This window comes from Vibrio sp. A11 (assembly GCF_013048705.1).
GTDB classification, from domain to species: Bacteria; Pseudomonadota; Gammaproteobacteria; order Enterobacterales; family Vibrionaceae; genus Vibrio; species Vibrio metschnikovii.
In genome coordinates, this window is record NZ_VHSI01000015.1 from 59,149 (window position 1) to 84,166 (window position 25,018).

25 protein-coding genes are annotated in these 25,018 nt (G+C 46.7%); 18 read left to right on the forward strand and 7 right to left on the reverse strand.

All coding sequences use genetic code 11. The annotated features are described in order from the left end of the window. Nucleotides 1-10: 10 nt before the first annotated feature. Nucleotides 11-655: a hemolysin III family protein gene (locus tag FKQ60_RS14350; protein WP_040905819.1), complete on the reverse strand. Its 645-nt coding sequence runs from the start codon at nt 653-655 to the stop codon at nt 11-13. A 282-nt stretch (nt 656-937) separates the two neighbouring features. Between FKQ60_RS14350 and FKQ60_RS14355 the strand changes: the two genes are divergently transcribed. The 4 genes from FKQ60_RS14355 to FKQ60_RS14370 all read left to right on the forward strand — a co-directional run bounded on the left by FKQ60_RS14355 (nt 938) and on the right by FKQ60_RS14370 (nt 3,315). Beyond that, nucleotides 938-1,105 (forward strand): hypothetical protein, encoded by a 168-nt coding sequence (locus FKQ60_RS14355; protein WP_110168332.1) that lies wholly within the window; start codon nt 938-940, stop codon nt 1,103-1,105. Between the two features lie 221 nt (nt 1,106-1,326). Continuing rightward, entirely contained in the window at nt 1,327-1,596 is a 270-nt protein-coding gene (locus tag FKQ60_RS14360; RefSeq protein ID WP_004397581.1) for a YihD family protein, read from the forward strand. Between the two features lie 99 nt (nt 1,597-1,695). Continuing rightward, nucleotides 1,696-2,682, forward strand: coding sequence for a serine/threonine protein kinase (locus tag FKQ60_RS14365; protein ID WP_004397583.1), 987 nt, complete (start codon nt 1,696-1,698; stop codon nt 2,680-2,682). Nucleotides 2,683-2,715: 33 nt separating this feature from the next. Beyond that, on the forward strand, nt 2,716-3,315 hold the full coding sequence (locus FKQ60_RS14370; protein WP_154169665.1) for a thiol:disulfide interchange protein DsbA/DsbL: 600 nt from the start codon (nt 2,716-2,718) through the stop codon (nt 3,313-3,315). 125 nt (nt 3,316-3,440) lie between these two features. On the opposite strand, the gene FKQ60_RS14375 is transcribed toward FKQ60_RS14370, so the two are convergent. Continuing rightward, on the reverse strand, nt 3,441-4,964 hold the full coding sequence (locus FKQ60_RS14375; protein ID WP_154169663.1) for a YifB family Mg chelatase-like AAA ATPase: 1,524 nt from the start codon (nt 4,962-4,964) through the stop codon (nt 3,441-3,443). A 503-nt stretch (nt 4,965-5,467) separates the two neighbouring features. Here FKQ60_RS14375 and ilvG point away from each other — a divergent pair. The 7 genes from ilvG to tusA all read left to right on the forward strand — a co-directional run bounded on the left by ilvG (nt 5,468) and on the right by tusA (nt 13,578). Further along, nucleotides 5,468-7,114 carry an acetolactate synthase 2 catalytic subunit gene (gene ilvG / locus FKQ60_RS14380; protein ID WP_170905015.1) on the forward strand — a complete coding sequence of 549 codons (1,647 nt, stop codon included), beginning with the start codon at nt 5,468-5,470 and terminating at the stop codon, nt 7,112-7,114. After that, on the forward strand, nt 7,114-7,398 hold the full coding sequence (ilvM, locus tag FKQ60_RS14385; RefSeq protein ID WP_004397591.1) for an acetolactate synthase 2 small subunit: 285 nt from the start codon (nt 7,114-7,116) through the stop codon (nt 7,396-7,398). Before ilvG ends, ilvM begins: the two co-directional genes overlap by 1 nt. Before the next feature lie 12 nt (nt 7,399-7,410). Then, nucleotides 7,411-8,352 (forward strand): branched-chain-amino-acid transaminase, encoded by a 942-nt coding sequence (ilvE, locus tag FKQ60_RS14390; RefSeq protein ID WP_004397593.1) that lies wholly within the window; start codon nt 7,411-7,413, stop codon nt 8,350-8,352. Between the two features lie 13 nt (nt 8,353-8,365). Then, complete coding sequence (gene ilvD, locus FKQ60_RS14395) at nt 8,366-10,207, forward strand: dihydroxy-acid dehydratase (RefSeq protein ID WP_170906670.1); 1,842 nt, start codon at nt 8,366-8,368, stop codon at nt 10,205-10,207. A 3-nt stretch (nt 10,208-10,210) separates the two neighbouring features. After that, nucleotides 10,211-11,740: a threonine ammonia-lyase, biosynthetic gene (ilvA, locus tag FKQ60_RS14400; protein WP_170906671.1), complete on the forward strand. Its 1,530-nt coding sequence runs from the start codon at nt 10,211-10,213 to the stop codon at nt 11,738-11,740. 336 nt (nt 11,741-12,076) lie between these two features. Further along, a complete protein-coding gene (locus FKQ60_RS14405) occupies nt 12,077-13,057 on the forward strand; it encodes an MDR family oxidoreductase (protein WP_170906672.1) in 981 nt (326 codons plus the stop codon). A 272-nt stretch (nt 13,058-13,329) separates the two neighbouring features. Continuing rightward, nucleotides 13,330-13,578 carry a sulfurtransferase TusA gene (gene tusA / locus FKQ60_RS14410; RefSeq protein WP_040905808.1) on the forward strand — a complete coding sequence of 83 codons (249 nt, stop codon included), beginning with the start codon at nt 13,330-13,332 and terminating at the stop codon, nt 13,576-13,578. A 136-nt stretch (nt 13,579-13,714) separates the two neighbouring features. Here tusA and FKQ60_RS14415 read toward each other — a convergent pair whose 3' ends face one another. Both FKQ60_RS14415 and FKQ60_RS14420 read right to left on the reverse strand, forming a co-directional pair. Further along, the gene (locus FKQ60_RS14415; RefSeq protein WP_040905811.1) at nt 13,715-13,975 is read right to left on the reverse strand and encodes a hypothetical protein; all 261 of its coding nucleotides are present in this window, start codon (nt 13,973-13,975) and stop codon (nt 13,715-13,717) included. Nucleotides 13,976-14,123: 148 nt separating this feature from the next. After that, a complete protein-coding gene (locus FKQ60_RS14420) occupies nt 14,124-14,678 on the reverse strand; it encodes a TMEM165/GDT1 family protein (RefSeq protein ID WP_115152667.1) in 555 nt (184 codons plus the stop codon). Nucleotides 14,679-15,094: 416 nt separating this feature from the next. Between FKQ60_RS14420 and glyQ the strand changes: the two genes are divergently transcribed. From glyQ to FKQ60_RS14435, 3 genes are all read left to right on the forward strand, one after another. Then, nucleotides 15,095-16,012 (forward strand): glycine--tRNA ligase subunit alpha, encoded by a 918-nt coding sequence (gene glyQ, locus FKQ60_RS14425; protein ID WP_004397605.1) that lies wholly within the window; start codon nt 15,095-15,097, stop codon nt 16,010-16,012. Nucleotide 16,013: 1 nt separating this feature from the next. Next, nucleotides 16,014-18,080 (forward strand): glycine--tRNA ligase subunit beta, encoded by a 2,067-nt coding sequence (gene glyS, locus FKQ60_RS14430; protein ID WP_170906673.1) that lies wholly within the window; start codon nt 16,014-16,016, stop codon nt 18,078-18,080. Nucleotides 18,081-18,283: 203 nt separating this feature from the next. Further along, nucleotides 18,284-19,552 carry a valine--pyruvate transaminase gene (locus FKQ60_RS14435; RefSeq protein WP_170906674.1) on the forward strand — a complete coding sequence of 423 codons (1,269 nt, stop codon included), beginning with the start codon at nt 18,284-18,286 and terminating at the stop codon, nt 19,550-19,552. A 73-nt stretch (nt 19,553-19,625) separates the two neighbouring features. Here FKQ60_RS14435 and FKQ60_RS14440 read toward each other — a convergent pair whose 3' ends face one another. Together FKQ60_RS14440 and purE are read right to left on the reverse strand one after the other, a co-directional pair. Continuing rightward, nucleotides 19,626-20,744 (reverse strand): 5-(carboxyamino)imidazole ribonucleotide synthase, encoded by a 1,119-nt coding sequence (locus tag FKQ60_RS14440; RefSeq protein WP_170906675.1) that lies wholly within the window; start codon nt 20,742-20,744, stop codon nt 19,626-19,628. A gap of 4 nt (nt 20,745-20,748) precedes the next feature. Then, nucleotides 20,749-21,234, reverse strand: coding sequence for a 5-(carboxyamino)imidazole ribonucleotide mutase (gene purE, locus FKQ60_RS14445; protein WP_004397609.1), 486 nt, complete (start codon nt 21,232-21,234; stop codon nt 20,749-20,751). A gap of 198 nt (nt 21,235-21,432) precedes the next feature. Between purE and FKQ60_RS14450 the strand changes: the two genes are divergently transcribed. Genes FKQ60_RS14450 through FKQ60_RS14465 form a run of 4 tightly spaced genes read left to right on the forward strand, consistent with a single transcriptional unit; the run spans nt 21,433 to nt 24,083 of the window. After that, complete coding sequence (locus tag FKQ60_RS14450; protein WP_154170719.1) at nt 21,433-21,990, forward strand: L-threonylcarbamoyladenylate synthase; 558 nt, start codon at nt 21,433-21,435, stop codon at nt 21,988-21,990. Nucleotides 21,991-22,005: 15 nt separating this feature from the next. After that, entirely contained in the window at nt 22,006-22,920 is a 915-nt protein-coding gene (hemF, locus tag FKQ60_RS14455) for an oxygen-dependent coproporphyrinogen oxidase (protein ID WP_170905009.1), read from the forward strand. Between the two features lie 60 nt (nt 22,921-22,980). Continuing rightward, on the forward strand, nt 22,981-23,817 hold the full coding sequence (aroE, locus tag FKQ60_RS14460) for a shikimate dehydrogenase (protein WP_170905008.1): 837 nt from the start codon (nt 22,981-22,983) through the stop codon (nt 23,815-23,817). After that, the gene (locus FKQ60_RS14465; protein WP_170905007.1) at nt 23,814-24,083 is read left to right on the forward strand and encodes a DUF1488 domain-containing protein; all 270 of its coding nucleotides are present in this window, start codon (nt 23,814-23,816) and stop codon (nt 24,081-24,083) included. The genes aroE and FKQ60_RS14465 overlap by 4 nt, the downstream gene beginning before the upstream one ends. Before the next feature lie 51 nt (nt 24,084-24,134). On the opposite strand, the gene FKQ60_RS14470 is transcribed toward FKQ60_RS14465, so the two are convergent. Then, nucleotides 24,135-24,680 carry a gamma carbonic anhydrase family protein gene (locus FKQ60_RS14470; RefSeq protein WP_170905006.1) on the reverse strand — a complete coding sequence of 182 codons (546 nt, stop codon included), beginning with the start codon at nt 24,678-24,680 and terminating at the stop codon, nt 24,135-24,137. Nucleotides 24,681-25,018: the final 338 nt, after the last annotated feature.

Genomic DNA, 25,018 nt, shown 5'->3' on the forward strand with positions numbered 1-25,018 from the left:
CGCTGTGTGTTTATGATGCTGGCACATAAAAATAAATCGCTAAAAAGTGGCAAGCGCAGCCGACCAAAACAAACACATGCCAAATCGCATGATGGTAAGGGATGCGCTTAGCAACATAAAAAATAACGCCCAATGAATAAATCAATCCGCCTAATGCCAACAGCAATAAGCCCCCTAAAGGTAAATTAGCGGTTAGTTGATAAATCACGATCAACGATAACCAGCCCATGCTCAAATAGCTAAACAGCGAAAAGCGTTTAAAGCGCTGCATGAACGCGATTTTCATGATGATCCCCGCCAGCGCAATCGACCAAATGATCACCATTAAACCTATCGCTAAAGGCGTACGTAAGCTGACCAATAAAAAAGGTGTATAACTGCCAGCGATCAACAGATAAATCGCGCAGTGGTCAAAAACTTTCAACCCCTGTTTGATTTTTTGATCAGAAACCGCATGGTACAAGGTAGAGGCAAGAAACAGTACAATCATGCTACTACCATACAGAGCCATACTGGTAATGGTTAGCGGATCGGCCTCATAAGCCAGTGCCTTATTGAGCAATAGAATCAAACCAATAATCCCCATCAATAGGCCAATCGCGTGGCTGATGGTGTTGGCGATCTCTTCTTTATAAGGATAAGTATCTGTTGCCATGGTCTCTTTACCCATTAATGTATTTATTATTCGATTATCGCACATTAAGCGTACACGTGTAAGTTGGTTTTTTGTTAGTAAAAATGTTGGTTAACTATCGATCAATGGTTGAGTTGGTGCTAATCTATTATTGATATGCAAACATATCGTCATCCCTAAATAATTATTTGGATTGGCACTGCCAGAATGAGCCACTTTTTAGCCATCATTGGATAAAGATTAACTCATAATTATTTAGGCTATACCATTGGCAATGGATATGCCTGACCGTTAGGTAAGTTAATGCGCCCAACAGCTGTCAGGTTTTCGCACACTAACCGTAGTGCAATGCGCCGTCGTAGTGGTTTTACTACTGCATTGGTTGCAAAAAAAATCGCGTCTGCACCGACTCTTGTCGAACAACGTGCGTTTATCGCATCGAATGAAACAAAAGTGGTCCAGGCCGCTTAAGTTAAAAAGCGCAGCTTATTTTCTGCGCTTTTTTTTGTCTGTTGCTCTCCCTTTTTTGTCGCTCGCCACGGTTTTTTTCATCGATGGCATCATGGCTACTGACCTTGCGCCGATGGTGCTATCTCTCCGATTAACTCGCTTACCCTTCCCCTTTGGATTGTTTGCCAGAAGGCAATTTGCTACCTTTAGTGAAAAACCATCATAACCATATGGAGACGAGCATGAAATGCCATCGTGTTGAAGAGTTATTAGCCTTATTAGAGCCAGAATGGCACAAGCAGTCTGAGTTGAATTTGGTCCAGTTTATTGGATTATTAGCTCAAGAGGCTGGTTACCAAGGTAATCTGAGTGAGTTAACCGATGATGTACTGATTTATCATTTGAAAATGCGTAATAGCAGTAAAGATGAAGTGATCCCAGGCCTTAAAAAAGACTACGAAGATGATTTTAAAACGGCGATCTTACGTGCGCGTGGTATCTTGCCTGAATAAACGAAGGATTAGCGAACGATGCCTTGGTTCTTCCTGGGTATAAGCTGATTGACACGATCTCACTATGGCAAGGGGCTCAGTAATGATCTCCTTTATGCAATGACGCAAGCGACTTTTCATTTCGATGCACTGACACCGGATTTAATTTGGTACGCACTAGAAAGCATCGGCGTGCGTGCTGAATCAGGTTTTTTAGCCCTCAATAGCTATGAAAACCGAGTCTATCAATTTACTGACGAAGAGAGTCGACGTTTTGTCGTTAAGTTCTATCGACCACAACGTTGGACAGAGCAGCAAATCCAAGAGGAGCACGATTTCGCTTTAGAACTCGCCGCGGCAGAAATCCCATTAGCGCCCCCTTTAGTGATCAATGGCAACAGCTTACATTACTATCAAGGTTACTATTTTGCGCTGTTTACTAGCATGGGAGGACGCCAGTTTGAAGTGGATAATCCGCAGCAGCTAGAGTGGGTGGGGCGTTTTTTAGGGCGAATCCATAAAATAGGGGGCAGTAAAACCTTTATTCATCGCCCGAGCTTAGGTTTAGAAGAGTATTTATATCAACCGAAACGGGTCTTAGAACAAGCTTCGTTTATTCCATCACATTTACAAAATGCTTTTTTTAATGATCTCAATTTGTTAATAGAGCGTATCGAACAATATTGGCAACCCACACAGAGCCCTATTCGCCTGCATGGTGATTGCCATCCCGGCAATATTTTATGGCGAGATGGGCCAATGTTTGTCGATTTAGATGACGCGCGTAATGGACCTGCGGTGCAAGATTTATGGATGCTGCTCAGTGGCGATCGGCAGGATAAGCTTGTTCAGTTGGATATTTTGCTGGAAGGTTATCAAGAGTTTTGTGATTTTAATCCCCAGCAATTGAAACTTATTGAGCCATTGCGCGGTCTACGCATGGTGCATTATATGGCCTGGTTGGCTAAACGCTGGCATGATCCGGCGTTTCCACTCGCTTTCCCATGGTTCAATGATCCAAAATATTGGGAAGGTCAAGTGCTTGCGTTTAAAGAGCAGTTATCTGCCTTAGAAGAACCTTCTCTATCACTGATGCCAAATTGGTAACTTGCCTCATCAAAGGAATAATGGAGTTTAATCATGAAAAAGCTGTTTGCACTGGTTGCAACCCTAATCTTAAGCCTTTCGGCTCATGCCGCTCAGTTTAAAGAGGGAGTGCACTACAAAGTGCTTGATTTACCCAAGGCTAGCCAGCCTAGTGTCAGCGAATACTTTTCGTTTTACTGCCCGCATTGCTACTCGTTTGAGCCGATCATTAAACAGCTTAAAGAGCAGTTGCCAGCAGAGGTCCGATTACAAAAAAATCACGTCTCCTTCATGGGCGGTAATATGGGCAAATCAATGAGTAAAGCGTACGCGACGATGCTGGCTTTAAACGTTGAAGAGCAAATGTTACCAGTGATGTTTAATCGTATTCATAATCAACGTAAAGCACCGAAAAACGATCAAGAGTTACGTCAAATATTCACCGATGAAGGTATCGACGGAGCAAAGTTTGATGCTGCGTTCAATGGTTTTGCGGTCGATTCGATGGTGCGTCGTTTTGATAAACAGTTCCAAGATAGCGGTTTAACTGGCGTACCTGCGGTGGTGGTGAACAACCGTTACCTAGTGCAAGCTCAGGGTATCAAAACCGTTGATGAGTATTTTGAGCTAGTCAACTTTTTGTTAACGCAGTAATTTTTCAGGCATTTCACATTGTCGTTGGTCAAGCGAATCATGCATTGCTGAAGAGCCATGCATGATTTTTTTATACACAACCCAACGGTGTCATTTAGCCCTATTTTCCGATTATTGAGTCATGGTCAAACAGCCTGCGCAACCAATTGTTTGAGTAGCCTATCCATTGCTCGATAGCCGAGCGCTTCCGCCAGATGTGACCGCTGAATATCGGCTACGCCTTCTAAATCTGCGATAGTCCGTGCCACTTTAATGATCCGGTGATAAGCGCGGACGGATAAGCCTAAGCGATGCAATGCCGCTTCTAAGAACTCTGCATCCGAGCGAGCTAATGGGCAAAAAATATCAATCTCACGACTTTGCAGCAGCCCGTTAACCTTACCACTGCGCGCCAGCATTCGTTCGCGCGCGATCTGTACTCGTTGCCGTACCACCTCCGTTGTTTCTCCTCGATCACCGCCTTGAGATAACGTCCCTTTTGGTAGCGCAGGAATTTCAATCGACATATCAAATCGGTCTAGCAAAGGGCCAGAAAGTCGACTTAAATAGCGCAGGATCACTTGCGGGTTAACCCTTGCTTGGTTGCCCTCATAATAGCCAGTAGGGCTAGGATTGAGTGCGCCCACCAGTTGAAAGCGTGCCGGAAAGCGAGTTTTACCTTGGGCGCGTGAAATAATAATCTCTCCTGATTCAAGAGGCTCGCGGAGTGAATCAAGCACTTTTCGTTCAAATTCAGGCATTTCGTCGAGAAACAATAGGCCGTTATGGGCTAATGAGATTTCTCCTGGCCGTGGAATCGTACCGCCGCCAACTAAGGCTGCCATCGAGCTTGAGTGGTGTGGTGACCGAAAAGGACGACGTTTCCAGTTGTATTGATTGATCTCCTGCTGGGTCAGCGAGGCGACAGAGGCGGTTTCCATCGCTTCCTCTTCGCTCATTTCTGGTAGTAAATCACACAGCCGTGATGCGAGCATGGTTTTCCCGGTCCCCGGAGGGCCAAGAAATAGCAAGTTATGATTCCCTGCTGCGGCAATTTCCAGTGCTCGTTTTCCTTGTTGTTGACCAATAATATCTTGTAGATCTCGAGAGTGATCGGGTGGTTGTACAATCGGTTCGCTTTGAAAGAGCGTTAAGTTTTTTTGACCACATAAATCCGCGCAAACTTCTAACAGGTTTTGTGCGGATTTATGGTTGCTTTCACCGACTAACGCCGCTTGATCGCCGTTATCTTGCGGTACGACCAAACTGCGTTGAGCATGATTCGCTGCCAATGCCGCGGGCAAAACCCCCTTAACGCGCCTGATTTCTCCCGACAATGCCAGCTCACCAATAAACTCATAAGCGGCTAAATGAGTGTGAGGTATTTGTTCAGACGCAGCTAAAATCCCCAGAGCGATGGGTAAATCAAACCGGCCTCCCTCCTTGGGGAGATCGGCAGGTGCTAAGTTAACGGTAATTCGTTTAGCGGGAAACTCGAAGCGTGAGTTAATGATCGCACTGCGCACTCGGTCTTTGGATTCTTTCACCGTGGTTTCGGGGAGGCCGACTAAGGTGAAGCCGGGCATGCCGTTACTGATGTGTACTTCGACAGTGACTTCTGGTGCTTGGACGCCAATACTGGCTCGGCTATGAATAATCGCAAGGCCCATTTTTTCCCTTTATCGTTAGGTTGACTTCTACTGGCAATGTGCCTGAAAAACGTGCGAAGAATCAGCGTTCTGAGGATAAAAATGGTGATATTTCGATAGAAGACGCACAAATAAGCTTAAGAGAGTGTGAAAAAATAATCAGTTTTTGCTTGTCATGTAACAGATATGTGTGTTACCACTAGAACTGCAAACAATTACGTACTCAGTACGGCAACATATAGAACGATTATTATGAATTTTAACGCTCGCATTAACGCACTAATTAACCTGCTGATCGTGGTCATTATTATGACGGCGCGGGGGCTTGTGGGCGCAAAATAACACACAAATTTAAAAAGACCCCCGCACTGAGAAGTTCGGGGGTTTTTTTTCAACTATCTAACGACATCGTGCAATCTGATCGGTGATTATCCAACCAGATATGGACAGGAAGAATGGGAGCGGCACATGAAGTGCAAACACAACAATGTTAACGGCGCAACGCGCGCTTTAGGAGGGGTACAATGACGGGAGCACAACTTGTCGTTGCCGCCTTACAGCAACAGGGCATCAAAACCGTTTTTGGTTACCCTGGTGGTGCCATCATGCCTATTTATGATGCGCTGTATGATGGTGGCGTGGAGCATATCCTTTGTCGCCATGAGCAAGGGGCGGCGATGGCGGCGATTGGTATGGCTCGCTCAACCCAAAGCGTGGCGGTCTGTATGGCAACCTCGGGACCTGGAGCGACCAATTTAGTCACTGGCCTTGCGGATGCATTTCTGGATTCGGTTCCTCTAGTAGCGATCACAGGTCAAGTCGCAAGCTCACACATAGGTACCGACGCTTTCCAAGAGATGGATGTGATAGGGATGTCGCTCTCTTGTACCAAGCACAGCTATCTGGTGACCGATATTGGTGAATTGGCTGCGACACTGGCTGAAGCGTTTGAGGTAGCGAAAACCGGTCGTCCAGGTCCGGTTATCGTTGATATCGCGAAAGATGTTCAGTTAGCCCAAGCGCCAAGTTCAGAGTTTCCTGTGTTCACACCACCAGCGATGCCGGAAGTTTGCCCAGAGCAATTGCAAGCAGCGCAGCAGCTATTGTCGGCCAGTCAGCGTCCAGTGTTGTATGTGGGTGGTGGCGTGCAATTGGCGAAAGCCACAGCGACAGTGCGTGAGTTCTTGCGTTTAAATCCTATGCCTTCAGTGAGTACCTTAAAAGGGCTCGGTACGATAGAACGGCATGACCCGCATTATCTGGGTATGTTGGGTATGCATGGTACCAAAGCCGCCAACTTAGTTGTTCAAGAGAGTGATTTATTGATTGTGGTTGGCGCGCGTTTTGATGACCGAGTCACCGGCAAGCTAGATACTTTTGCACCGCATGCGAAAGTCATTCATATCGATATTGATGCCGCTGAATTTAATAAATTGCGCCGAGCCAATGCGGCTTTGCGTGGCGATATTAATCGTATTCTTCCACAACTGGAGTTAAACCATGATATTTCATCATGGGCTGATTACAGTGAAAGTTTACGCTGTGATTTTACTTGGCGTTATGACCATCCCGGCGAGATGATTTTTGCGCCACTGCTACTGAAGCAACTCTCCGATATGATGCCTGATAGTGCGATGGTTTCCACCGATGTCGGTCAGCATCAAATGTGGGCAGCGCAGCATATTCAGCCCCGAGCGCCACAAAACTTCATTACTTCGGCTGGCCTTGGCACGATGGGTTTTGGACTACCCGCGTCAATGGGTGCAGCGGTGGCTCGTCCAGACGACCAATCTATTCTGATCTCTGGTGATGGCTCTTTCATGATGAATGTTCAGGAGCTCGGCACGCTCAAGCGGCGTCAAATCCCAGTGAAAATGGTGTTACTCGATAACCAACGTTTAGGCATGGTCCGTCAATGGCAATCGCTGTTTTTTGATGGTCGTCATAGTGAAACGATTTTGGATGACAACCCAGACTTCGTGATGCTGGCCCAAGCCTTCGGTATCCCAGGTAAGACCATCACCAAAAAAGAGCAAGTGGAACCGGCATTGCAAGAGATGCTGGCCAGTAAAACCGCTTACTTATTGCATGTTTTGATCGATGAAGAAGAAAATGTTTGGCCGTTGGTACCACCCGGCGCCTCAAATAGTGATATGTTGGAGAACACCTAATGGAAAGATATTTATTAGACATCAAAGCCGATGATAAACCGGTCCTATTAGAGCGTGTTCTGCGGGTGGTGCGTCATCGCGGCTTTACTATCAGACAAGTGGCGGCAACCCAAAACCATATTAGTCAGGTCGCCAGTGTTGAAATTATTGTCGATAGCGATCGGCCGATCAGCACTTTGGTTAACCAAATTGAAAAATTATGGGATATTCGTAGTGTCGACGTTACCCCTTTAAACCTCGACGAACTCCCTAACAACAATTTACAACAAAAGATTTGTGCATAAGGAAGGCAAGCAATGGCAACAAAAACAGCAGATTACATTTGGTTTAACGGTGAAATGGTGCCATGGGCAAACGCTAATGTTCATGTCCTGACCCATGCAATGCATTACGGTACCTCGGTATTTGAAGGCGTGCGTTGCTATAACACACCAAAAGGCCCAATCGTTTTCCGTCATCGCGAGCATGCTCAGCGTCTGAAAGATTCGGCAAAAATTTATCGCTTTCCAATTCCCTATACGATTGACGAAATCATGGAAGCAACGCGCGAAACCTTGCGGATTAATAAGCTTGATTCGGCTTACATTCGCCCGTTGGGTTTTGTGGGCAATGTCGGGCTTGGCGTTTGTCCACCAGTGAATACGGAAATGGAATTGATCATCGCAGCTTTCCCTTGGGGTGCTTATTTAGGCGATGAAGCTCTAGAAAATGGCGTCGATGCGATGGTTTCTAGTTGGCATCGCGCTGCGCCGAATACCATTCCAACCGCTGCTAAAGCGGGTGGTAACTACTTATCCTCTCTGCTTGTCGGCGGTGAAGCGCGTCGTCATGGCTATGCCGAAGGTATTGCCTTAAGCGTGGATGGCTATTTATCTGAAGGTGCAGGCGAAAATATCTTTGTGATCAAAAATGGCGTACTGCTGACTCCGCCAACGACCAGCTCCATTCTGCCTGGCATTACCCGCGATTCGATCATGACCCTTGCCAAAGACATGGGCTACGAAGTGCGTGAAGTGAATATTGCCCGTGAGGCGCTGTATTTGGCGGATGAAATTTTCATGACCGGAACGGCAGCGGAAATTGTGCCAGTACGCAGTGTCGATCAAATTACGGTTGGTGAAGGTAAACGCGGACCGATCACCAAAGTGATGCAAGAGGCGTACTTTGGCTTATTCAACGGTACCACAGAAGATAAATGGGGTTGGTTGGATTATGTGTACTCAGAGAAGCAGTCATAGGGGATAACCGATAATGCCAAAGTATCGTTCAGCAACCACTACTCATGGTCGTAATATGGCGGGCGCTCGCGCATTATGGCGTGCGACCGGAGTTAAAGAAGAAGATTTTGGAAAGCCGATCATTGCGGTGGTCAACTCGTTTACCCAGTTTGTACCGGGCCATGTGCATCTTAAAGACATGGGGCAATTGGTGGCAGGTGAAATTGAAAAAGCCGGCGGTATCGCCAAAGAATTTAATACCATCGCGGTGGATGATGGTATCGCCATGGGTCATGGCGGCATGTTGTATTCACTGCCATCACGCGAGCTGATTGCAGACTCTGTCGAGTACATGGTTAATGCGCACTGTGCTGATGCCATGGTCTGTATCTCGAACTGTGACAAAATAACCCCAGGAATGATGATGGCGGCGCTGCGCTTAAATATTCCGGTGATTTTTGTCTCTGGCGGCCCGATGGAAGCGGGCAAAACCAAATTGTCCGATCAAATTATCAAGCTTGATTTGGTCGATGCGATGATTCAAGGGGCAGACCCGACCGTCTCTGATGAGCAAAGCCAGCAAATTGAGCGCTCGGCTTGTCCAACTTGCGGCTCTTGTTCGGGCATGTTTACCGCTAACTCCATGAACTGTTTAACCGAAGCATTAGGGCTTTCACAGCCTGGTAATGGTTCGATGCTGGCGACTCATGCCGATCGCGAAGCGTTATTTATCAATGCGGGCAAGCGGATTGTCGAACTGACCAAGCGTTACTACGAGCAAGACGATCACTCGGCGTTGCCACGTAATATTGCTAATAAAGCGGCGTTTGAAAATGCCATGGCGCTGGATATTGCTATGGGCGGTTCTACCAATACGGTTTTACACCTCTTAGCGGCGGCGCAAGAGGGTGAGATTGATTTTGATATGACGGATATTGACCGCATGTCACGCCAAGTGCCGCATCTCTGTAAAGTGGCACCGTCGACCCAGAAATATCACATGGAAGATGTCCATCGCGCTGGAGGCGTCATGGCGATTTTGGGCGAATTGGATCGCGCAGGATTGATCAATAATCAAACCCATACTGTGTTGGGGATGACCTTGCAGCAGCAATTAACGCAATACGACATCATGCAAACTGACGATCAAGCGGTGCTCGATTTCTTTCGTGCCGGTCCTGCTGGCATTCGTACCACCAAAGCATTTTCACAATCTTGTCGCTGGGATCGATTAGACGATGATCGCACCTCAGGCTGCATTCGCAGTAAAGCCCACGCCTTTAGTCAAGATGGTGGTTTGGCGGTGCTTCGTGGCAACATTGCCCTTGACGGTTGTATTGTGAAAACCGCGGGTGTCGATGAAGACAATCTAACCTTTACTGGTCCGGCGATTGTGTTTGAAAGCCAAGATACTGCCGTAGAAGGTATTTTAGGTGGCCAAGTTAAAGCTGGTGATGTGGTAGTGATTCGCTACGAAGGTCCGAAAGGTGGCCCAGGTATGCAAGAGATGCTTTATCCAACCACCTATCTTAAATCGATGGGGCTTGGTAAGGCTTGTGCGTTATTGACCGATGGCCGCTTTTCCGGTGGTACTTCTGGCTTGTCGATTGGCCATGTCTCTCCTGAAGCCGCTAATGGTGGCACGATTGGTTTAGTCAATACCGGTGATATGATTGCGATTGATATTCCGAATCGTTCGATTAGCTTGCAGGTTTCAGAAGCGGAGCTGGCTGAACGCCGAGCTGAGCAAGATAAGCGTGGCTGGAAGCCCGTGAATCGCCAGCGTGAAGTCTCTTTAGCACTCAAGGCTTACGCGAGTATGGCGACCAGTGCCGATAAAGGCGCGGTGCGAGATAAATCGAAACTCGAGGGCTAGCGGATGAGTGCCAGTAAGCAAACGGGCGCGGAGTATTTACGGCAAATTTTGCGTGCACCTGTCTATGATGTGGCGTTAGTGACGCCACTACAAGCAATGCCGCGCCTATCGGCGCGTATTCAAAACCGTGTGCAGTTAAAACGAGAAGACCGTCAGCCCGTGCACTCATTTAAATTGCGCGGTGCTTATAATATGGTATCGAGCTTATCCGATGCGCAAAAACACGCTGGGGTAATTGCTGCCTCCGCGGGTAACCATGCGCAGGGTATGGCGTTATCTGGGACTAAATTAGGCATTAAAACCACGATCGTGATGCCCAAAACCACCCCAGATATTAAAGTCGAAGCCGTTCGTGGCTTTGGTGGCGTGGTGATTTTGCATGGCAATAACTTTGATGAAGCGAAAGCAGAAGCGGAACGATTAGCCGCTCAGCATGGCTATACTTTTGTGCCGCCTTTTGATCACCCACTGGTGATTGCAGGTCAAGGAACGATTGGTATGGAGATGCTGCAGCAAAATGGTCATCTCGATTATATTTTTCTGCCGGTGGGTGGGGGTGGGTTAGCCGCAGGAGTGGCGGTACTCATCAAGCAGTTGATGCCTGATATTCAAGTGATTGCCGTCGAGCCAGAAGATTCAGCGTGTTTAAAAGCCGCTTTAGATGCTGGTGAACCTGTAGTACTTGACCAAGTCAGCATGTTTGCCGATGGTGTGGCGGTGAAGCGGATTGGTGATGAAACCTTCCGTTTATGCCAGCAATATATTGATGGCCACATTACGGTATCAAGTGATGAAATCTGCTCAGCGGTTAAAGATATCTTCGAAGACACGCGCGCGATTGCCGAGCCTTCAGGAGCTTTAGCCTTAGCTGGATTGAAGAAGTTTGCTGAACAGCACCAGTTAGTGGATAAGCAGCTTGGTACGGTGTTATCGGGTGCCAATACTAACTTTCATGGTTTACGTTATGTCTCTGAGCGTTGTGAGCTGGGTGAAAAGCGTGAAGGACTTTTGGCGGTGACGATACCTGAACGGCAAGGCGCATTTTTTGAGTTTTGCCATATTATCGGCGGCCGTGCGGTCACCGAGTTCAACTATCGCTATAACGATGACAAGCTGGCTAATATCTTTGTTGGCGTACGTTTGTTAGGCGGTCAAGAGGAGCTGCAGCATATTATCCATGATTTGCGTCAGGGCGGTTATCCGGTGGTTGATCTGTCTGACGATGAAATGGCTAAGCTGCATGTGCGTTACATGATCGGTGGTAAACCTTCGAAGCCGCTCAAAGAGCGCTTGTACAGCTTTGAGTTTCCAGAATACCCAGGTGCATTACTCAAATTTTTGAGTACCTTAGGCACCCATTGGAATATTAGCTTATTTAATTATCGCAATCATGGCGCTGATTATGGTCGGGTACTGTGTGGCTTTGAACTGGAAGAGAGCGACTTAGCGCGTTTTTCTGCTCATCTTTATGAGCTGGGTTATCAATATAAAGATGAAACCAATAATTCCGCGTATCATTTTTTTCTATCTTAACTGAGTTAAAGTTCAGCATGCCAGTCCAATGACTGGCATTTTTTTGTCGATTATCCCCTTCCTACTTGAATCTGCAGCGGTGTTGGCCCCCAATCACATCATTTGCCTATACTCATGGGGGTTCACTCACTTACTGCCTACCTGCAACTTCAAGTCGTTTGGGTATAGCTTTGTGATCATGGTATCGGTAATCTAACTATGCACCCAATTATTACTGCCGAGGTTTACGTATACTGTGGCTATTTGAATTGAAGCTAATGTTTTTATTGTCGTTATGGTGAGTTCATCGATTATGGCACCACGTCTACATTGTTAATTATCAGCAAGGAGATCCGAATGTTTAAAGCGCTAATCCTCAACCAACAAGAAAAAGCCACAACCGCGACCATCGAATCACTCGATGATACTCAATTGCCTGATGGAGAAGTTTTGGTCGCCGTGGAGTACTCTTCACTCAATTATAAAGACGGATTGGCGATTACTGGCAAAGGTAAAATTATTCGTGATTTCCCTATGGTTCCAGGGATTGATCTAGCGGGTACGGTTATTGAGTCTAAGGATGCTCGCTACCAAAGCGGTGACCAAGTGGTGTTAACCGGATGGGGCGTGGGTGAAAATCATTGGGGCGGTATGGCACAAAAGGCTCGTTTGCAAGCCGATTGGCTCGTGCCGTTAGCTTCTGGGTTGGACAGTAAACAAGCAATGATGATTGGCACTGCGGGCTTTACCGCTATGCTCTGTGTTCAAGCTCTGTTAGATGCAGGCATTAAACCTGAACAAGGTGAAATCCTCGTTACTGGTGCCAGTGGCGGTGTTGGTTCTGTTGCAGTAACACTATTAGCTAATCTAGGTTATAAAGTTGCGGCGGTCACTGGTCGTGTTGAACAAAATGGCCCACTACTCGAAAAACTCGGTGCCAGTCGAATTATTGATCGGGTTGAGTTTGAAGAGCCCGCTCGTCCTCTGGAAAAGCAGCTTTGGGCTGGGGCGATTGATACCGTAGGCAGCAAAGTATTAGCCAAAGTGTTAGCGCAAATGGATTATAACAGCACCGTTGCGGCGTGCGGTTTAGCCGGTGGCTTTGATTTACCGACGACAGTGATGCCATTTATTTTACGTAATGTACGCTTGCAAGGGGTCGATTCTGTCTCTTGCCCACCAGAAAAACGTGTCGCAGCATGGCACAGTCTCTCGCAATATTTGCCTGCCAGTTATTTTGCGCAAGCGTGCCACGAGATCACTCTTGAGCAGGTGCCTGAATTTGCACAGGCGATTACGCAAGGCCAAGTGACTGGCCGAGTAGTGATTAAACTCTAATAGAAGATAGCCGTGATTAATCAAAACTAAGACGCTGAGCGATTTGTTGTGTCTTAGTTTTGCGCTTAGATAAATAGCAAAAAAAATCCCGCCATACAGCGGGGAAGCCCAAGAAAAATTAAAGCGTTATTATCGGAGACTTGTGTTAATGGTCAGTTAAATAACTGTTAATAAATTTAGTCGATAGGATTGATTTTGCCAAGTGATTATTGAATATTTTTTCTCCAGCCGTATTATCTACGCCTTATTTTGCTACTCGATTAGGTTTTTGCATGACATTTGACTCAACATTAGCGACCCATTCCCTTGATGCGCAAGGACTGCGTTGCCCTGAACCAGTAATGATGGTGCGAAAGACCATTCGCACCATGCAAGCTGGCGATGTGTTATTGGTGATGGCGGATGATCCTTCCACGACTCGAGATATCCCCAGTTTTTGCCGCTTTATGGATCATCAACTGTTGGCGCAGCAAACCGAGCAGTTGCCTTACCAGTACTTGATCAAAAAAGGTTTAGTCTAGTTTTGAAGTCTTTGGCAACGATGATGGATGGGAATTTAGTCGATAAAAGTAAGGCAGCAATATGATGCGCCTTACCTTATCATCTCTAGAGTAACCAGCATGAATGTTGATTATATCTGCTGATTGCGGATGAAGTTTATTCTTGGTACTCAATCGCTCGGATTTCAGCTTGCAGTTTATTGACTTGTTGCTGCAAAGTCCTTAATTCGTTATGCATTGGAATGATGTAGGCGACTCGGATCCAAGCTTCGACAGTCAGAGCAGCCATAATAATCGCTCCGGCGACCATCGGCAGCCACATATTGGTTAACGTCATACCTAATAAGGTGAGTAGAAAGCCAAAAGTGAATAAGTAGCTCTGACTTTTGGCGGTCATTCCTGTATAGCGTGTCAGCATAATTAACCCTCTTACCGCACCACGATAGGTTTAACCTAGCACGGCAATAGTAATACGAATATGGCTAACATCACGCTCTTAATCGCTTTTCATCAAGAGCGTGATCCAGTGCTAACAATTTTTATCGAAAAAGTGCGGTTGCTGGGTCTTAAAATAGCGCTGCGCCAATCGCTAAGCCGACAAATAAAATCGCGGTGATTTTTCGTATCAGGGCTAGTGGCAGTTTATTGGCCGATAATTTACCGATCACTACGACAGGGACATTAGCCAACAGCATACCAATCGTGGTGCCTAAAATGACCCACAATAAGGCGTCGGCATATTGGGCACCTAAGATGGAAGTGGCTATTTGGGTTTTGTCGCCAATTTCAGCAATAAAGAAGGCGATAAAACTGGCAACAAATGGCCCGCGATTAGAAATCGATTCTTCATCATCCAGTTTATCGGGAATCAACACCCAGCCAGCCATGATTAAGAAGCTCACCACCAAGACCCATTTTAATATCTCGGGCGACAAATAATCGGCAACGACGACGCCTAACCAAGCCGCTAAGGCATGATTGGCTAGCGTAGCGAGAAATATCGCCGCAATGATCGGAATCGGTTTTCGGTATCGACTGGCTAACAGTAGAGAAAGCAGTTGGGTTTTATCGCCAATTTCAGCTAAGGCGACGGTAGTAATTGAAATAGCTAATACGCTCACGACAGGCTCAATGGGGCGGGATAATTATAATAACCATAGACAAACGCCACGCCCCACCCCGGTTCGCGTTGTTTGCCTAAGGTCTTGCTCAGCTAAAATGATTTTAGCCTCGGACGCCATGGTGATTTGGCACCAATCATGTTGACGAACGAACCGTTAAGATTAAACCCTCTTACCGGCAAGCTACTCCCCAAAGACGGCGCAATTCTAATCAGGCTGTTAAGAAATCTCAAGTCTCAAATGACCTCAAGGCTTATTTTTGGGATAATTTGCTACAATCCATGGTGTAAATTGCCCTAAAAGGGATTTTTGACCATTAATTAAGCAAGATTACCCCTACTCGCTGAGCGAATATCTCGGTATACTTGTTCGCTATTTCTTATCAATTCAAACAGAAGAATCGCGCGAACCTGACTATGCAAAAATACGATATCAAAACCTTTCAGGGTATGATCCTCGCGCTGCAGGATTATTGGGCCCAACAAGGCTGTACCATTGTTCAACCATTAGATATGGAAGTTGGTGCAGGCACCTCTCACCCAATGACATGCCTGCGAGCTATCGGCCCAGAGCCTATCGCCACGGCGTATGTTCAACCTTCTCGTCGTCCAACCGACGGTCGTTATGGTGAAAACCCGAACCGCCTACAGCACTACTATCAATTTCAAGTCATCATCAAACCATCACCGGATAATATTCAAGAGCTGTATCTTGGATCACTTGAGGTATTGGGTGTTGACCCGCTGGTTCACGATATTCGTTTCGTCGAAGATAACTGGGAAAACCCAACCTTAGGCGCATGGGGATTAGGCTGGGAAGTATGGCTTAACGGTATGGAAGTGACCCAGTTTACTTACTTCCAACAAGTTGGTGGTCTTGAGTGCAAACCAGTAACCGGGGAAATCACTTACGGTATTGAACGTCTGGCGATGTATATTCAGGGTGTTGATTCTGTTTATGATTTAGTCTGGACAGATGGTCCATTAGGTAAAGTAACCTATGGCGATATTTTCCATCAAAATGAAGTCGAGCAGTCAACCTACAACTTTGAACACGCGGATGTGGATTTTCTGTTCACCTTCTTCGATCAGTGCGAGAAAGAGTGTCAATACCTGCTTGAGCTTGAAAAACCACTGCCACTACCGGCCTATGAGCGGATTTTAAAAGCGGGCCATGCATTTAACCTGCTTGACGCTCGTAAGGCGATTTCGGTGACTGAGCGCCAACGTTATATCCTGCGTATCCGCAACCTCACTAAAGCGGTTGCTGAAGCGTATTACGCCTCTCGCGAAGCGCTAGGCTTCCCAATGTGTAAAAAGGGTGAGGATAAATAACATGGCCAAAGAATTTCTAATCGAACTGGGTACAGAAGAGTTACCACCAAAGCAGCTGCGCACTTTAGCTGAAGCGTTTGCCGCCAATTTTAGTACAGAACTTGCCGCGGCAGAGTTGACTCATGACAGCATAAAATGGTTTGCGACCCCGCGCCGTTTGGCGCTGAAAGTCGCTAATCTTGCCGAAAAGCAAGCGGATAAAGTGCTAGAAAAACGTGGACCTGCGGTGTCTGTGGCTTTTGATGCACAAGGTAACCCGACTAAAGCAGCACAAGGTTGGGCGCGTGGTAATGGGATTACCGTTGAGCAAGCCGATCGCCTCAAAACTGAGCAAGGTGAGTGGTTGCTGTTCAAACAAGAAGTGAAAGGTCAAGCGGCGAAAGCGATTGTCGTTGAGCTGGTTGCCAAAGCATTGGCCAACTTGCCTATCGCTAAGCCAATGCGCTGGGGCGATAAAGATACTCAATTTATTCGTCCAGTAAAAACCTTGACCATTCTGCTTGGTGATGAGTTGATCGACGGCGAAATTTTAGGCGTGGCTTCAGCACGCACCATTCGTGGTCACCGTTTTATGGGTGAGAAAGAATTTACCATCGACTCCGCCCAGCAGTATCCAGACATTTTAGAGCAACGCGGTAAAGTGATTGCCGACTATGAGACGCGTAAAGCGACGATCATTGCTGGTGCTCAGCAAGCGGCACAACAAGTGGGTGGTATTGCGGAACTTGACGACGATTTAGTGGAAGAAGTCACCGCGTTAGTGGAATGGCCAGTGGTTTTAACGGCTAAATTTGAAGAGAAATTCCTCAATGTACCGTCGGAAGCCTTAGTGTACACCATGAAAGGTGACCAAAAATACTTCCCAGTATATGACGCCAATAAGCAATTATTACCTAACTTTATCTTTGTGACCAACATTGAGTCTAAAGAGCCTCGTCATGTGATCGAAGGTAACGAAAAGGTGGTACGTCCACGTCTGGCTGATGCTGAATTCTTCTTTAATACCGACCTCAAGAGCAAGCTGATTGATCGCTTACCACAGCTTGAAACGGCGATTTTCCAGCAGAAATTGGGCACAATTAAAGATAAAACTGACCGAATCACGGAGTTAGCCGGTTATATTGCAGAGCAAATTGGCGCTGACGTTGCACAAGCTAAACGTGCAGGCTTGCTCGCTAAATGTGATTTAATGACCTCAATGGTGTTTGAGTTTACCGACACTCAAGGCGTAATGGGTATGCATTATGCGCGTCATGATGGTGAGCCAGAAGCGGTAGCATTGGCGATGAACGAGCAGTATATGCCGCGCTTTGCTGGTGATCAGTTGCCGACTGATGGGGTTTCTTCTGCGCTAGCAATGGCGGATAAACTGGATACCATCGTTGGTATTTTCGGGATCGGCCAAGCACCAAAAGGCTCGGATCCTTTTGCTTTGCGCCGCGCTTCTTTAGGTGTGCTGCGGATCATTGTTGAATACGGCTACAAGCTTGACTTAGTGGATTTAGTCGCGAAAGCTAAGTCCTTATTTGGTGATCGTTTGACTAATCAAGCGGTTGAACACGATGTGATTGAATTTATGCTGGGTCGTTTCCGCGCTTGGTATCAAGACGAAGGCTTTAGCGTAGATGTTATTCAAGCGGTATTGGCGCGTCGTCCAACCAAGCCGGCTGATTTCGATCAGCGCGTAAAAGCCGTGTCGCACTTCCGTGAATTAGAGGCGGCAGAAGCGTTGGCTGCGGCCAATAAACGGGTTGGGAATATTCTCGCGAAATTTGCTGGTCAGTTGCCTGCTGAGGTTGATCTCGCCTTGCTGCAAGAGCCGGCAGAAAAAGCCTTGGCACAAGACGTGGCGGTGATGAGCGAAGCCCTTGAGCCAGTCTTTGCGTCAGGTGATTATCAGCAAGCACTGAGTCAATTGGCCTCACTACGTGAACCTGTTGATGCGTTCTTTGATAACGTGATGGTGATGGCTGACGATGAAGCGCTAAAGCAAAACCGTTTAACTTTGCTTAACGACTTACGTAACTTATTCCTGCAAATTGCTGACATTTCTCTTTTACAAAAGTAATGATTAGCAATAAACTATACGGTTTGTGATTGAAGCCCAACTCTAATGAGTTGGGCTTTTTTTCAACTGAATACTCAGGTGTTCAAAAATAGTACTTTGATAGGTAAAAGCATTACGGTATGTTCAAGGATTGATCGATGAGCATGGCATCGTTTTATGCTCCTTTAAGCAAGCAAATACAATCATGAATTAGGCAGTCAGCAATGCAGTTTTCAAAATTTGGTGAAAAATTTAATCAGTATTCCGGTATTACTCAATTAATGGATGATTTGAATGATGGTCTGCGCACACCAGAAGCCATCATGCTCGGTGGTGGAAATCCTGCCGCAATACCAGCGATGATCGACTATTTTCATCAAACCAGCGCTGAGATGCTGAGTAATGGTGAGCTGATCGCTGCGTTGAGTAATTACGATGGACCACAAGGCAAAGATCGTTTCGTTAAATCACTCGCTGCGCTACTAAAAATGACTTATGGCTGGGAAATTAGTGAGAAAAACATCAGCTTAACCAATGGTAGCCAAAGTGGTTTTTTCTATCTGTTTAACTTATTCGCCGGTCAGCAGCCCAATGGATCGCATAAGAAGATTTTACTGCCGTTGGCTCCGGAATACATTGGTTATGGCGACGCAGGGATTGATGACGATCTGTTTATCTCTTATCGCCCCGAGATTGAAATGCTTGATGATGGGTTATTCAAATACCATGTCGACTTTAACCAGTTAACGGTCGATTCCTCCATCGCGGCGATCTGCGCCTCTCGTCCCACCAACCCGACGGGTAATGTCTTGACCGAAGATGAGATCCATAAGCTCGATCAGTTAGCGCGGGATAATGGTATTCCGTTGATCATAGATAATGCTTATGGTGTGCCATTCCCCAATATCATTTTTGAACAGGTTGAACCGTTTTGGAATGACAATACCATTTTATGCATGAGCTTATCCAAACTTGGATTACCAGGCGTACGTTGCGGCATTGTGATAGCCAATGAAACGGTGACTCAAGCTTTAACCAATATGAATGGCATTATTAGTTTAGCCCCCGGCAGTGTTGGCCCCGCGATAGCTCAACATATGATTGAACGAGGGGATTTACTGCGCTTGAGTGACGAAGTTATTCGCCCATTTTATCAACAAAAATCACAAACCGCGGTGAAGTTACTTCAGCAGGCGATACCTGACCCGCGCTTTCGCATTCACAAACCTGAAGGGGCGATTTTCCTATGGCTGTGGTTTGATGAATTGCCGATCAGCACTATGGCGCTGTATCAGCGTCTTAAAGCACGAGGAGTATTGGTTGTTCCTGGTGAATATTTCTTTATTGGGCAGCAGGAAGACTGGTCACATGCTCATCAATGTCTACGGATGAACTACGTGCAAGATGATCAGGAAATGCAAAAAGGTATTCAGGTTATCGCCGAAGAAGTCGCTAAGGCTTATCAGCAAGCTGAGCAGTCATCGATCTGCTGAAGGTATTAGGGGCTGTTATCACCACCGCCAGCCTAATGTGTGGCTGGCGTGGTTTTAGGCGATGAGTCAGCGTTTAATCATCTTTGTGCAGCGCAGGAAAATCCTCTTTATCCAATAGCTGGCTGAGGCGTGCAAGGCGTCTTTGCAGTTCACCGCTATAATCGGCACTGATATTAATATGGCCCATTTTACGCCCCGGGCGTTTTTGTTTGCCATACCAATGGACATGACACCCTTCCATCGCAAGCAACGCGTCCGGCAGGCTATCAAGGCCTAAGACGTTAATCATCGCTGTCGGGCGGATCAGTTGCGTGCTACCTAATGGTAAACCACATACGGCGCGCAAATGGTTTTCAAATTGACATGTTTCGGCACCTTGTTGTGTCCAGTGACCGGAGTTATGCACTCGAGGAGCAATTTCATTGACCAGCAGCTGCCCGTTGACATCAAAAAATTCTAAAGCCAGCACACCCACATAATCTAATTGCTCAGCTACCGCGCGAAAGATGCTTTCGGCTTGTTGTTGTAGCGCGAGATCATCCAACGAGGTGGATAAACTCAACACGCCATTGGTATGCACATTTTCCGTCAGGGGATAGGTCACTATGCTGCCATCTTGTCCTCTCGCGCCAATTAACGAGACTTCGCGATCAAAAGCGATAAATTGCTCGGCAATGATGGTTTGTTGCGCTGAGCTTGCTAAGCAGTCTTGTAGCTCAAGCCAAATGTGATCAATATCTTGCGCTTGTTTGAGACGCCATTGCCCCTTGCCATCATAACCACCAAGCGCGCTTTTTAAAACCATCGGTAGTCCAATGGTTTCGATAGCAGTGAGCAAATCGTCACGAGATTGTACGATGGCGTATTGAGCACTATTTACAGCCGCTTGCTTAAGTAATGCTTTTTCACGCTGCCGATTGCCACCAGCTTTGATGGCCGTTTGGTTCGGTAACAGCTTGCCACTTTGCGCGCATTGCTCAAGTATATCATCAGGAATATGTTCAAATTCAGCGGTAATCACATCCGCTTGGTCAATGGCCAGAGCCAGCTCTTGGCCGATGACTTGCCCCGTGATCGGCTGCACGATATTACCGGTTGTTACATCAAACGCATGGATCTCAATATTCAGCGGAGTGCCTGCTAGCGCCATCATGCGGGCTAATTGGCCAGCCCCTAAGACTAAAACTTGCATGTGATTAGTCCTCTGCTGGATTAGGGTTGGCGAGCACGGTTTCGGTTTGCGCTAAACGAAAGGCATCGATTTTCGCCATGATATGGTGATCATGTGTGGCTAGGATTTGTGCGGCTAATAAGCCAGCATTAGCGGCTCCCGCCTCACCGATAGCCAGCGTTCCTACCGCAATGCCTTTTGGCATCTGCACGATGGAGAGAAGTGAGTCCATCCCGTTAAGGGCTTTTGATTGTACTGGCACGCCAAGCACAGGCAAGCTAGTAAAGGCAGCCGTCATGCCCGGTAAATGTGCCGCGCCGCCGGCGCCAGCGATGATAACTTTAATACCTCGTTGCTGAGCGCTGCTAGCGTAATCAGCCAGTAGTTGAGGAGTTCGGTGAGCAGACACCACCTTGGTTTCATAATCGATCCCAAATTGCTCCAACATCTCTGCGGCTAGCTTCATGGTTGGCCAATCGGATTTCGAACCCATAATAATCGCCACTTTCATTTCCAACTCCTTCAAACATCATCACATTAGGGTGAATGGGTTACTTGCGCGCATTATACGAGTATTTTTTTCTTAGGAAAACGTTTGCGTCATGGTTATTTTGCCAAAGATACCATTTGTCATTAAATAGCTTTAGCCTGTTTCAGCCAGAATTTGTAAACTCAGTGAGTCGATTAAATGTCACAAGAGAAAGGTATCGTGGATAATTTTCAATTTTGTTTACAGGCATTACGTGATGGTGATGTTATTGCCTATCCAACCGAAGGGGTGTTCGGTGTCGGATGCGATCCGGATAACCCGCAAGCCATTGAAAAACTACTCACGCTGAAACAGCGACCGGTAGAAAAAGGCTTGATTTTGATTGCGGCCTCTTATCAGCAATTGTTGCCGTATATTGATGAAAGCCAACTAAGCGCAGAACAATTGGCAACGATTCATGCGACTTGGCCGGGACCCGTTACATGGGTGATGCCTGCTAGTCAGAAAGTCTCGTCATGGGTCAGCGGTCAGTTTGACTCGATTGCGGTGCGAGTCACCGATCATCCACTAGTACAACAGTTATGTAATGCGTTCGGTAAACCGCTTACCTCGACCAGTGCTAATTTAACAGGGCTGCCGCCGTGTATGACCACTGAGCAAGTTGAGCAGCAACTGGGTGAGCACCTGCCAGCTATTTTACGCGGTGAAACTGGTGGTAGAAATAAACCGAGTGAAATTCGTGACGCGAAAACGGGTCAAATTTTAAGACAAGGTTAAGTAAGGAAATCGACGATGCCAGACATTGATAAGCAAGCGGTAAAGCAGTTTTTGCTTGAGTTACAAGACAGTATTTGCCAGCAATTAGAACAGGCCGATGGCAAGGCCAAGTTTGTCGAAGAAATCTGGCATCGTGAGCCGGGCGAACGCTTAGGCGGCGGTGGGCGAACACGAGTAATGACCGACGGCTTGGTATTTGAGCAAGGCGGCGTTAATTTTTCTCATGTTACTGGTCAACAAATGCCAGCATCCGCCACCGCTCACCGTCCGGAGTTAGCTGGTCGGCGCTTTGAAGCGATGGGTGTGTCGTTAGTGATGCATCCGCATAACCCTTTTGTACCCACCTCTCATGCCAATGTGCGCTTTTTTATTGCTGAAAAAGAGGGAGAAACGCCCATTTGGTGGTTTGGTGGAGGCTTTGATTTAACGCCGTTTTATCCATTTTTAGAGGATGTGCAAGCATGGCACACGACGGCGCGAACCTTGTGTTCTTCTTTTGGTGATCAGGTTTATGCTGAACATAAGGCTTGGTGTGATGATTACTTCTTTTTACCGCACCGTAACGAGACTCGCGGTGTCGGTGGGCTCTTTTTCGACGACTTAAACCAATGGCCATTTGCTGAGTGTTTTGCCTATATGCAAGCGGTTGGTAAAGGATACACTGAAGCTTACTTACCGATTGTTGCGCGACGTAAAGAGACGGCCTATGGTGAAGCGCAGCGGCAATTTCAGTTATATCGCCGTGGTCGATACGTGGAATTTAACTTAGTTTATGACCGAGGGACGCTATTTGGGCTACAAACTGGAGGGCGTACCGAGTCAATACTGATGTCGATGCCACCGTTAGTGCGCTGGGAATACAATTACCAGCCAGAGCCGAATAGCCCAGAGGCTAAATTGGCGGAATTTTTAGTACCACGCGATTGGTGACAGAAAATCAACGCAGTGATAGGGTCTGAAAAGATACTTTGGTTAATTTAGGTTAATGACATGGAATATCAACACGATCGTTATGCCGTCTTTGGCAATCCGATTGGGCACAGTAAATCGCCCTTTATTCATGGCTTGTTTGCACGTCAAACCAATCAAAGCATGAACTACACGGCACAGATGGCAGCGATTGATGGTTTTGAGCAGGCGATCAACGAATTTTTTGCCCACGGTGGTAAAGGTTGCAATGTGACCGTACCGTTTAAAGAGCAGGCCTTTCAGCTGGCGGATCGTTTAACAGAGCGAGCGCAATTAGCTGGTGCCGTCAACACTCTGAAAAAACTGGATGATGGAGAAGTGCTCGGTGATAACACCGATGGAGAAGGTTTGGTTCAAGACTTGCTGCAGCATCAAGTCCCGTTGGCTGGGGCGAAGATTTTATTAATTGGTGCGGGTGGGGCTGCTCGAGGCGTTATCAAGCCGCTATTGGATCAACAGCCGGAGCTTATTGTGATTACTAACCGGACATTATCCAAAGCGGAAGGTCTTGCACAGCAGTTTTCTGTTCATGGCGCCGTGATCGCCCAACCAATGAGTCAACGGTATACGCCGTTTGATCTTGTCATTAACTCGACCTCAGCCAGCTTGGACGGAGAGCGACCGCAGGTATCTGAGACCATTTTTAGCCCGCGTAGCATTGCTTACGACATGATGTACAGTAAGCAACCAACGGCGTTTAATCAGTGGGCTAAGGAACAAGGATGTCATTCAGTTTATGACGGGCTAGGCATGTTAGTCGCACAAGCAGCAGAAAGCTTTATGTTATGGCGAGGGTTACGCCCAGGGACTAAGCAGGTGCTACGTGAATTAAGAAAAAACTTATCTGGTGGTGTATGAACCAAGCGATTTTATTTACCGATGATCAACAGTGGAATGAGCAGCAGCAAGCGGTTGAGTTTTCCGCGCAGCAGAGTGGTGCGCTTATCCGTTGTTTTATTTCTCTATCTGAGCTGCAATCTTGGTCTGGGGTGACGATTACCAGCCCACAGCAGGCACTGACGGTGTTTAGTGAGTGGCGCTTTGATATTGAAGAACAAGCGGAGCAGCTAATTGAAGAAGAGTGCTTCACTTCAGCCGGTATGATTGAGGTGCTAAAACCGTAAACACCTCATGGGCGGGCTCGAAAGGTCAATAGACCTAGAACAATGATGTAGCTAGAGTTGCGATGGTTCAGCTAAGTACTCATTTTTAGTTTGTACATAGTTACTCGCTGATTGCAGTAAAAATTGTCGCTCTGCTTCAGTTAGCTTACGGGCTTGTTTCACCGGACTTCCGACGTACAAATAGCTGCTGACCAAGGTTTTTCCGGGCGGCACTAAGCTACCCGCACCTATCATTACCTCACTTTCAATGATGGCACCATCAAGAATAATCGATCCCATCCCCACCAGAACTCGATCATGAATTGTGCAGCCATGCAGCATGACTTTATGGCCAATAGTGACATCATTACCGATCAGCAACGGATAACCATTAGGATTGTGGCTATTTTTATGGGTGACGTGTAAAACGCTACCATCTTGTATATTGGTGCGTGCACCAATACGGATATGGTTGACGTCACCACGTGCCGCGACTAAAGGCCAAATGCTGGAATCACTCTCGATAGTGATATCGCCGACTAAAACCGAACTGTTATCTATATAGACACGTTCATTTAGCGTCGGTAATACCCCTTTATAACTTCGGATAGAACTCATCAAACCATCCTTAACAGGCTTAAATTGCAGTAAATAAGCTAAGAATAGTACTAGAAACGGCTTTTTTGAGCAATAATTAGCCTTTTAAGCTAAAAATAACAAAAAAAGCAAAAAAGCACTTGCCAAGTTAACCAGGCTCCCTATAATGCGACCTCACTGACACGGCAGACGCCGCAAGGCTTCAGGCAGTGTTAGTTGAGGGAAAATTCTAAAAAAAGAAAATTTGAAAAAGTGTTTGACTCTTCAAATTAACTCGCTAGAATTCACCTCCGCTTCGAAGCTCAACGAGAGATTCGCAAGCCAGCTCTTTAACAATTTAAACCAATCAATCTGTGTGG

Coding starts and splice junctions, on each gene's coding strand:
- FKQ60_RS14350 (WP_040905819.1), bottom strand. CDS start 655: ATGGCAACAGATACTTATCCTTATAAAGAAGAGATCGCCAACACCATC.
- FKQ60_RS14355 (WP_110168332.1), top strand. CDS start 938: ATGCGCCCAACAGCTGTCAGGTTTTCGCACACTAACCGTAGTGCAATG.
- FKQ60_RS14360 (WP_004397581.1), top strand. CDS start 1,327: ATGAAATGCCATCGTGTTGAAGAGTTATTAGCCTTATTAGAGCCAGAA.
- FKQ60_RS14365 (WP_004397583.1), top strand. CDS start 1,696: ATGACGCAAGCGACTTTTCATTTCGATGCACTGACACCGGATTTAATT.
- FKQ60_RS14370 (WP_154169665.1), top strand. CDS start 2,716: ATGAAAAAGCTGTTTGCACTGGTTGCAACCCTAATCTTAAGCCTTTCG.
- FKQ60_RS14375 (WP_154169663.1), bottom strand. CDS start 4,964: ATGGGCCTTGCGATTATTCATAGCCGAGCCAGTATTGGCGTCCAAGCA.
- ilvG (WP_170905015.1), top strand. CDS start 5,468: ATGACGGGAGCACAACTTGTCGTTGCCGCCTTACAGCAACAGGGCATC.
- ilvM (WP_004397591.1), top strand. CDS start 7,114: ATGGAAAGATATTTATTAGACATCAAAGCCGATGATAAACCGGTCCTA.
- ilvE (WP_004397593.1), top strand. CDS start 7,411: ATGGCAACAAAAACAGCAGATTACATTTGGTTTAACGGTGAAATGGTG.
- ilvD (WP_170906670.1), top strand. CDS start 8,366: ATGCCAAAGTATCGTTCAGCAACCACTACTCATGGTCGTAATATGGCG.
- ilvA (WP_170906671.1), top strand. CDS start 10,211: ATGAGTGCCAGTAAGCAAACGGGCGCGGAGTATTTACGGCAAATTTTG.
- FKQ60_RS14405 (WP_170906672.1), top strand. CDS start 12,077: ATGTTTAAAGCGCTAATCCTCAACCAACAAGAAAAAGCCACAACCGCG.
- tusA (WP_040905808.1), top strand. CDS start 13,330: ATGACATTTGACTCAACATTAGCGACCCATTCCCTTGATGCGCAAGGA.
- FKQ60_RS14415 (WP_040905811.1), bottom strand. CDS start 13,975: ATGCTGACACGCTATACAGGAATGACCGCCAAAAGTCAGAGCTACTTA.
- glyQ (WP_004397605.1), top strand. CDS start 15,095: ATGCAAAAATACGATATCAAAACCTTTCAGGGTATGATCCTCGCGCTG.
- glyS (WP_170906673.1), top strand. CDS start 16,014: ATGGCCAAAGAATTTCTAATCGAACTGGGTACAGAAGAGTTACCACCA.
- FKQ60_RS14435 (WP_170906674.1), top strand. CDS start 18,284: ATGCAGTTTTCAAAATTTGGTGAAAAATTTAATCAGTATTCCGGTATT.
- FKQ60_RS14440 (WP_170906675.1), bottom strand. CDS start 20,744: ATGCAAGTTTTAGTCTTAGGGGCTGGCCAATTAGCCCGCATGATGGCG.
- purE (WP_004397609.1), bottom strand. CDS start 21,234: ATGAAAGTGGCGATTATTATGGGTTCGAAATCCGATTGGCCAACCATG.
- hemF (WP_170905009.1), top strand. CDS start 22,006: ATGCCAGACATTGATAAGCAAGCGGTAAAGCAGTTTTTGCTTGAGTTA.
- aroE (WP_170905008.1), top strand. CDS start 22,981: ATGGAATATCAACACGATCGTTATGCCGTCTTTGGCAATCCGATTGGG.
- FKQ60_RS14465 (WP_170905007.1), top strand. CDS start 23,814: ATGAACCAAGCGATTTTATTTACCGATGATCAACAGTGGAATGAGCAG.
- FKQ60_RS14470 (WP_170905006.1), bottom strand. CDS start 24,680: ATGAGTTCTATCCGAAGTTATAAAGGGGTATTACCGACGCTAAATGAA.